The sequence below is a fragment of the Pseudomonas sp. NPDC087690 genome, from assembly GCF_044743175.1.
GTDB lineage: Bacteria > Pseudomonadota > Gammaproteobacteria > Pseudomonadales > Pseudomonadaceae > Aquipseudomonas.
Genome location: NZ_JBIUVX010000040.1, coordinates 23280 through 31102 on the forward strand (window position 1 = coordinate 23280; position 7823 = coordinate 31102).

The following is a 7823-nucleotide window of genomic DNA, read 5'->3' on the forward strand; positions in this document are numbered from 1 at the left end:
TTTCATGAAAGCCATCGCCTATTACGCTTCCCTGCCGATCAGCGACGCCACATCCCTGCAAGACATCGAACTGCCAGAACCGGTCGCCGGCCCACGCGACTTGCTGGTGGAAGTCAAAGCCATCTCGGTCAACCCGGTCGATACCAAAGTGCGGCAGAACGTGGCACCGGAAGACGGCGCGGCGAAAGTGCTGGGCTGGGACGTCGCCGGTGTGGTCAAGGCTGTCGGCAGCGAGGTGACGCTGTTCAAGGCTGGCGACAAAGTCTTTTACGCCGGCTCCATCGCCCGCGCCGGCGGCAACAGCGAGATGCACGTGGTCGATGAACGCATCGTCGGCCATATGCCCAAATCGCTCGGTTTCGCCGAAGCCGCCGCCCTGCCGCTGACCGCGATCACCGCTTGGGAGTTGCTGTTCGAACGCCTGCAAATCTGCGAAGGCACAACCAATGAAGGACAGAGCCTGCTGATCGTCGGCGCGGCGGGGGGCGTGGGTTCGATTCTGACGCAACTGGCCAAGCAGTTGACCGGCCTGAACGTGATTGGCACCGCGTCCCGCGAGCAGACTCGTGACTGGGTGAAGGCGCTGGGCGCCGATCTGGTGATTGACCACAGCCAGCCGCTGAGCGAAGAACTGAAACGTGCGGGCATCAACAACGTGACCCATGTCGCCAGTCTGACCCAGACCGATCAGCATCTCGATCAACTGGTCGAGGCCCTGGCGCCGCAAGGCAAACTGGCGTTGATCGACGATCCGAAGTCGCTCGACGTGAGCAAACTCAAGCGCAAGAGCCTGTCGCTGCACTGGGAGTTCATGTACACCCGTTCGCTGTTCGAGACGCCAGACATGATCGAACAGCACAAACTGCTCAACCGCGTGGCTGAACTGATTGATGCCGGGACGTTGAAGACCACGGTGGGCGAGCATTTCGGCACGATCAATGCGAGCAACCTGCGCCGCGCCCATGAGTTGCTGGAAAGTGGCAAAGCCAAGGGGAAAATTGTTTTAGAAGGTTTCCAAGACTGAAAAATCGAAGCCCTCGCAGCGCTTACACGGGCTGCGAGGGCTTTTTGCCGTCAGTCCGACAGTTGACCCTTGTCACAATTGCGATCGTATTCAGGACTACAATCGAAGCCTCTGCGGTACATCTTTTACGCAAGGGAGGTCAGCAATGAAGATCCTGATAAAAGAAGTGGCAAAGTCTCAATGGCAAGTTCGTCTGGACCAACACGCCGTGACATTTCGCAGTGAAGCCGAAGCACTGGCCTTCACCCGCACCCTCGAAGCACGAATTTGCGCGCCCCATCAGTTTCCCGACCGCAGCCAGCAGCGCGCTGCCGGCTGAGAATTCACGCCTCGGCCTGGGCTTGCGCCAGTGCCCGCGCGTTCTGCAGACGGCGGGTGAGCATTGCGACGCACACCACCAGTACACCGCAAATACTGATGACAATTGCCATCGGTACAGCCGTGCCGTCGTGCAACACGCCCACCAGTGCTGAAGCGCCAGCGGCGACGCTGAACTGCATGCAGCCGAGCAACGCCGAAGCACTGCCGGCGCGCCCGCCCTGCCCGTTCATCGCGCAAGCGGCGGCGTTGGGGCTGATGCAGCCGAGGCTGGACACACAGATGAACAGCGGAATCAGCAGCGGCCACAGGGACTCGGTGTGCAGGGCGCTGACTGCGAGCAACGTCAGTCCCGCCGCCAGATAAACCCACACTGCCCGCGCCAGCAGGAACGCCGGGCCACGCTTGGCCAACAGTCGCGCGTTGACCTGGGCCACCAGAATGAAACCCGCCGCGTTGGTGCCGAACAACCAGCCAAAATGCTCGGCCGGCACGCCGTACAGTTTAATGAAGATGAACGGCGAACCGGCGATGTAGGCGAACATCCCGGCGATGGCGATACCACCGGTCAGGGCATGGCCGAGGTAGACGCGATCCTTGAGCAGTCGCCCGTATTGGCGCAATGCCCCGGACAACGGTTGGCGCGGCATGTGCGCCGGCATGCTTTCCGGCAGACCCAGCGCCACGGCCAGTCCGGCCAGCGCGCTGAAACCGGTCAGCACCAGGAATATCGACTGCCAGCCTGTAGTGTTGACCAACAGACCGCCGAGCATCGGCGCCAGAATCGGCGCCAGGCCCATCACCAGCATCAACTGCGAGAAGACTTTGGCCGAACCGACCGCATCGCACTTGTCGCTGACCACTGCACGGGAGATCACCATCCCTGCGCAACCGCCCAACGCCTGCACGAAGCGCGCGCCGATCAGCCATTCGAGGTTCGGCGCGTAGGCGCAGGCCAGCGAGGCCAAGGTGAACAGCGTAAGCCCCACCAGCAGCGGGACGCGGCGGCCAAAGCGATCCGCCACGGGCCCGTAAAGCAGTTGGCCGATGGACAGGCCGGCGAAATACGCCGCCAGCGTCATCTGCACATGTTTCTCGTCAGTGCCGAACGCCAGCGCCATCGAGGGAAATGCGGGTAAGTAGAAGTCGATTGCCAAGGGCCCGAAGGCGGTCAAGGCACCGAGAATCAGAATGATACGGAAATTCATCAGGCATCCAGTCAGGCAAGTCGGCAGCCCGACAGTCTAGCTGCGGCTGGGCGCCTTGAACATTCCGATAGCTCGCTAACTATAAAAACAGCAAAAGATCGCAGCCTGCGGCAGCTCCTACAGGACGCACTCCAATGCAGGTGCTGCCGCAGGCTGCGATCTTTTGCTTTTAGGCGAGTTTGACCGCGTAGCCTTCTTCGCTGATGACCTCGATCACCTGTTCGGCGCTCAGCGCACTTTCGACGCCGACCTCTTTTGCCGCCAGATCGACGCGTACGCTCGCCGCCGGATCTTTGGCCTGAACCGCGTTGGTGATGGCTTTGACGCAGTGACCGCAGGACATGCCTTCAACGTTGAACACTTGCATGAAGTGACTCCTTTGAGTGAGGTTGCCGGCAGTCTCGAGCTTGCCACGATGGCAAGGTCAAGTTCTGCAATAAACTGCCGGGCTGGCAATCGGCGCCGCGCTCGGCCAAGCTGCGTGCATCAATGACTCGAATTCAGGAGATTCAGCCATGCGCTGGTCAGCTTTCAGCCTGTTTGGCTTCCTCAGCCTTTTTGCCGCCCTCCCCCAAGCGCAAGCCGCCGGCGAGGATTACGCGGTGCTGATCATTTCCCGCGAGCGTCTGGAAGTGTCGACCTCCTGCGAGATCGGCGTGTACATCCAGGATCAACTCTCGGCGCGACTGCTGCAGGAGCAAAGCATCTCCTTCAACCTGCCGCCGGGCACGGTGTCGCTGCGCTTGAAATTGCTGCCGGGCCAGGTCGCCGGGTGCAATCCGGGCATGCTCGCGCCGGGTTCGCAGGAGATCAAGCTGCGTGCCGGGGATGTGCTGAAGTATCGGTTGGCGATGAATTCCGAAGGCGTCTATCTGAAACGCGCCGATCTCGAATACTGATTTATGCGCGTGATCGTTCCCACGCTCCGCGTGGGAATGCAGCCATGGACGCTCCGCGTCCCTATGCGTGACGCAGAGCGTCACAGGAGGCATTCCCACGCGGAGCGTGGGAACGATCACGGTAGGAAGATTGGCGCTTGACCTTGCCCGCATGGCAAGGTTGATCCTTGTAGGCATCTACTACAGGGAGTACGACCGATGTCCGATTCCATCACTTTCGACCTGCCGATTGCCGGCATGACCTGCGCCAGTTGCGCCGGGCGCGTCGAGCGGGCCTTGAGCAAAGTCAGCGGCGCCAGTACCGTCAGCGTCAATCTCGCCACCGAACAGGCCCGCGTGCAGGCACCCGGCGACAGTCTGCCGGCGTTGATGGACGCGGTCGAACGCGCCGGTTACAGCGTGCCGCAGCAAACGATCGAACTGAACATCGACGGCATGACCTGCGCCTCTTGCGTCGGTCGCGTCGAGCGCGCCCTGAACAAAGTCCCCGGCGTGAAAAGTGTCAGCGTCAACCTGGCCAACGAGCGCGCGCACCTCGAACTGCTCGGTCAGGTCGATTCACAAGCCCTGCTCGACGCCGTCAGCAAGGCCGGCTACTCGGCCAGCGTCTGGCAAGCCGAACATCCGCAAACCGATACCCAGCAACAGAAACTCACGCATGAACGCTGGGCGCTGATCTGCGCGATTGCCCTCGCCCTGCCGCTGGTGGCGCCGATGTTGCTGCAACCGTTCGGCATCCACTGGATGCTCCCGGCCTGGGCGCAATTTGCCCTCGCCACACCGGTGCAATTCATTTTCGGTGCGCGGTTTTATGTCGCCGCATGGAAAGCCGTGCGTGCCGGCGCCGGCAACATGGACTTGCTGGTCGCCCTCGGCACCAGCGCCGGTTATGGCCTGAGCCTTTATGAATGGGCCACCGCTGCCGGGCGTATGCCGCATCTGTATTTCGAAGCATCGGCGGTGGTCATCGCCCTGGTGCTGCTGGGCAAATATCTGGAGAGCCGCGCCAAACGCCAGACCGCCAGCGCCATCCGCGCCCTCGAGGCGTTACGCCCGGAACGGGCCATTCAAGTGATCGACGGTCGCGAGCAGGATGTCGCCATCAGCGCTCTGCGCCTGAACGATCTGGTGCTGGTCAAACCCGGAGAACGCTTTCCCGTTGATGGTGAAGTCATCGAAGGCCAGAGCCACGCCGATGAAGCGCTGATCAGCGGCGAAAGCCTGCCGGTGCCGAAACAACCGGGGGACAAGGTCACTGGTGGCGCGATCAACGGTGAAGGTCGTTTGCTGGTGCGCACTCAGGCGCTCGGCGCGGAAACGGTATTGGCGCGGATCATTCGCCTGGTCGAAGACGCTCAAGCTGCCAAGGCACCGATCCAGAAACTGGTGGACAAGGTCAGCCAGATCTTCGTGCCTGCGGTGTTGTTGATCGCCTTGGCGACACTGATTGGCTGGTGGCTGTATGGCGCGCCAATGGAAACCGCACTGATCAATGCCGTCGCGGTTCTGGTCATCGCCTGCCCGTGTGCACTGGGCCTCGCCACACCGACCGCAATCATGGCCGGCACGGGTGTCGCGGCGCGCCACGGCATTCTGATCAAGGATGCCGAAGCGTTGGAGCGTGCCCATGAAGTCAGCAGCGTGGTGTTCGACAAGACCGGCACACTGACCTCCGGCACGCCACGTATTGCCCATTTCAGTGCAGTAGATGGAGATGAAAACAATCTGCTGAAACTGGCGGGAGCGTTGCAACGTGGCAGCGAACATCCGCTGGCCAAAGCGGTGCTGGATGCAGCAGCCGAACGTGAACTGACCGTCCCGGATGTCAGCGACAGCCAATCCCTGACCGGGCGCGGCATCGCCGGCAATCTTGATGGCCGACGCCTTGCACTGGGCAATCGGCGGATGCTCGAAGAGAGCGGCTTGAGCGCCGGCGACCTCACCGAATCTGCCAAAGCCTGGGAAACCGAGGGTCGCACGCTGTCGTGGCTGATCGAGCAAAGCCCGGAACCGCGCGTGCTCGGTTTGTTCGCCTTTGGCGATACCTTGAAACCCGGCGCATTGGAAGCCGTGCAGCAGCTCGCCGCGCGAGATATCCATAGCCATTTGCTGACCGGCGACAACCGCGGCAGTGCTCGGGTGGTCGCCGAGGCACTGGGCATCCGCAATGTCCATGCCGAAGTACTGCCAGCCGACAAAGCCGCCACCGTCGCCGAGCTGAAAAAAACCGGCGTGGTCGCCATGGTCGGTGACGGTATCAACGACGCCCCGGCCCTCGCTGCTGCCGACATCGGCATTGCCATGGGCGGCGGCACCGACGTCGCCATGCACGCGGCGGGCATCACCCTGATGCGAGGCGATCCACGTCTGGTGCCGGCGGCGCTGGAAATCAGCCGCAAGACTTACGCGAAGATCCGCCAGAACCTGTTCTGGGCCTTCATCTACAACCTGATCGGCATCCCGCTGGCAGCGTTTGGCTTCCTGAATCCGGTACTGGCCGGCGCGGCGATGGCGCTGTCGAGCGTCAGCGTGGTGAGCAATGCGCTACTGTTGAAAACCTGGAAACCCAAGGATCTGGAGGAGCACCGATGAACATCGGTCAAGCGGCCAAACACAGTGGCCTGAGCGCGAAAATGATCCGCTATTACGAGTCGATCGGTTTGCTCAAAGCGGCCCATCGCACCGACAGCGGCTATCGCGTCTACGGCGATGACGACCTGCACACGCTGGCGTTCATCAAGCGCTCGCGGGATCTGGGCTTTTCGCTGGAAGAGGTCGGCAAACTGCTGACCCTCTGGCAGGATCGCCAACGCGCCAGCGCCGATGTGAAGGCGTTGGCGCGCCAGCACATCGGCGAGCTGAATCAGAAGATCCGCGAACTCGGCGAACTGCGCGACACCCTGCAAGACCTGGTCGAGCACTGCAACGGCGACCATCGCCCTGACTGCCCGATCCTCAAGGAACTGGCGTCGGGCTGCTGCGCGCAACCCGCCCGCGTCTGAGCGCCAACAGCTTCACCGCCAGCAACGTACCGAGGGGAATGCCGTGGAACAACATGACCACGGCACCCGGCGTCCACCACTCGTAGAACGGCGCGGCGATGAGCATGCCGATGCCGAACCCGGTCATTTGCAGCAGGGTCAGGAAACTGAAAATCGGCAGACGCAGTTGTTCCGGTTCGCGCTGCAGGCGCGACATCAGGCTGACTTCGCTAATGCCATCGCCCAAACCCGCCGGCAGTGAAAACAGCAGCAATCCGTAAAGACTGTGCTGCTGGAACATCAGGATGAAGCCGCAGGACATCAGTGCCACGCCGAGAAAATAGCGGCGCTGCAGATCGCCGTTGTCCGAGTGTTTGAGGCGGCTGGCGATCCGTGCGCCAAGCAGTTTGCCGCTGGCCCACACCGCCAGCATCAGACCCAGCGTGGTGCTCGCAGAATCAGGCGTGAGCAGTCTGGAAATAATCGGGAAACCAACATTGTGTGCGGCGCTGCCCAAGGTATCGGCCATCGTCACGGCGAGCATGGCGGCAATCACTGGTGCACTGCGCAAGCCCTGTTTGAGGGCGGACCATTCGCCGCGCTCCGGCGCGTGGTTGACCGTGGCCGCTTCGAAACGCAGCGGCACGATCAGCAACGCCGCCAGCAAGTAGGTCGCAGCATTCAGGGCGAACACCGTTTCAAATCCAAAACCGGCCACCAGCAAACCGGACACCAGGCTGCCACCGACCTTCGCCGCCGAAGAGGCCGACGTGATCCAGGCGTTGGCCTTGAGCAATTGATCGCAGGGGATCAGACGCGGCAACTGGCTGTTGAGGCCGATGGCGAACATGGAATTGCCCAGACCCAGACCGAAGGCAACCACCGGCAAGAAGATCGACTGCTGTGCAACAGGCACGATCAGCAGCAAACCGAGCAGGCTCGCCCGCAGCAGATCGAAGGCAATCAACGGCACGCGCCCACCCCAGCGGCGGTAAAACGCGGTGCCGATCAGACTGGCAAATATCCCCCCGCCGACACGGCTGGCGAGAAAAATCCCGACGCTCATGGCGCTGTTGCTCAGCAGGTAGACGTAAGTGGCCAGCGCGACCATGTTGAGGAAAGCGCCGAAATCGGAGATCAGCCGAGCGGTGACGATCAGGTGGGTATTGCGCGCAGTGCTCACATTCAATCCTTGAGTGTGGTTGGAGCGGTGGACAGTAGACGTGAATTTGCGTTGATCCGAAAGGGGCCCTCACCCTAACCCTCTCCCAAGGGGAGAGGGAACTGATTGGGGGATGCTTCAAAGATGCGCCGACGTGAAAGAGCCTTACCGAATCCACAATCAACCCGGTAGCCCATTCCATAATCAACTCGGTATTTCAGGTCGATGTAA

The 7823-nt window shown here is 61.7% G+C and carries 8 protein-coding genes; 5 read left to right on the top strand and 3 right to left on the bottom strand.

Annotated elements, in window-relative coordinates; genetic code table 11:
• Nucleotides 1–4: 4 nt before the first annotated feature.
• On the top strand, nucleotides 5–1024 hold the full coding sequence (locus ACIPIZ_RS24890) for a zinc-binding alcohol dehydrogenase family protein (RefSeq protein WP_401167995.1): 1020 nt from the start codon (nucleotides 5–7) through the stop codon (nucleotides 1022–1024).
• Nucleotides 1025–1169: 145 nt separating this feature from the next.
• On the top strand, nucleotides 1170–1343 hold the full coding sequence (locus tag ACIPIZ_RS24895) for a hypothetical protein (RefSeq protein ID WP_163024159.1): 174 nt from the start codon (nucleotides 1170–1172) through the stop codon (nucleotides 1341–1343).
• Between the two features lie 4 nt (nucleotides 1344–1347).
• Here the strand turns inward: ACIPIZ_RS24895 and ACIPIZ_RS24900 are convergent, their stop codons facing one another.
• Nucleotides 1348–2550, bottom strand: a complete 1203-nt coding sequence (locus tag ACIPIZ_RS24900) for a multidrug effflux MFS transporter (RefSeq protein WP_064387758.1) — start codon at nucleotides 2548–2550, stop codon at nucleotides 1348–1350.
• A 169-nt stretch (nucleotides 2551–2719) separates the two neighbouring features.
• Nucleotides 2720–2917: a cation transporter gene (locus ACIPIZ_RS24905; RefSeq protein WP_122661010.1), complete on the bottom strand. Its 198-nt coding sequence runs from the start codon at nucleotides 2915–2917 to the stop codon at nucleotides 2720–2722.
• Nucleotides 2918–3065: 148 nt separating this feature from the next.
• Between ACIPIZ_RS24905 and ACIPIZ_RS24910 the strand changes: the two genes are divergently transcribed.
• From ACIPIZ_RS24910 to cueR, 3 genes are all read left to right on the top strand, one after another.
• Nucleotides 3066–3449: a hypothetical protein gene (locus tag ACIPIZ_RS24910; protein ID WP_064387760.1), complete on the top strand. Its 384-nt coding sequence runs from the start codon at nucleotides 3066–3068 to the stop codon at nucleotides 3447–3449.
• Nucleotides 3450–3647: 198 nt separating this feature from the next.
• Nucleotides 3648–6041 carry a copper resistance metal-translocating P1-type ATPase CueA gene (gene cueA / locus ACIPIZ_RS24915; protein WP_401167999.1) on the top strand — a complete coding sequence of 798 codons (2394 nt, stop codon included), beginning with the start codon at nucleotides 3648–3650 and terminating at the stop codon, nucleotides 6039–6041.
• Nucleotides 6038–6451 (top strand): Cu(I)-responsive transcriptional regulator, encoded by a 414-nt coding sequence (gene cueR / locus ACIPIZ_RS24920; protein ID WP_401168002.1) that lies wholly within the window; start codon nucleotides 6038–6040, stop codon nucleotides 6449–6451. Before cueA ends, cueR begins: the two co-directional genes overlap by 4 nt.
• Here cueR and ACIPIZ_RS24925 read toward each other — a convergent pair.
• Nucleotides 6405–7613, bottom strand: a complete 1209-nt coding sequence (locus ACIPIZ_RS24925; protein ID WP_401168005.1) for an MFS transporter — start codon at nucleotides 7611–7613, stop codon at nucleotides 6405–6407. The genes cueR and ACIPIZ_RS24925 overlap by 47 nt on opposite strands.
• Between the last annotated feature and the right edge of the window lie 210 nt (nucleotides 7614–7823).

Coding starts and splice junctions, on each gene's coding strand:
- ACIPIZ_RS24890 (WP_401167995.1), top strand. CDS start 5: ATGAAAGCCATCGCCTATTACGCTTCCCTGCCGATCAGCGACGCCACA.
- ACIPIZ_RS24895 (WP_163024159.1), top strand. CDS start 1,170: ATGAAGATCCTGATAAAAGAAGTGGCAAAGTCTCAATGGCAAGTTCGT.
- ACIPIZ_RS24900 (WP_064387758.1), bottom strand. CDS start 2,550: ATGAATTTCCGTATCATTCTGATTCTCGGTGCCTTGACCGCCTTCGGG.
- ACIPIZ_RS24905 (WP_122661010.1), bottom strand. CDS start 2,917: ATGCAAGTGTTCAACGTTGAAGGCATGTCCTGCGGTCACTGCGTCAAA.
- ACIPIZ_RS24910 (WP_064387760.1), top strand. CDS start 3,066: ATGCGCTGGTCAGCTTTCAGCCTGTTTGGCTTCCTCAGCCTTTTTGCC.
- cueA (WP_401167999.1), top strand. CDS start 3,648: ATGTCCGATTCCATCACTTTCGACCTGCCGATTGCCGGCATGACCTGC.
- cueR (WP_401168002.1), top strand. CDS start 6,038: ATGAACATCGGTCAAGCGGCCAAACACAGTGGCCTGAGCGCGAAAATG.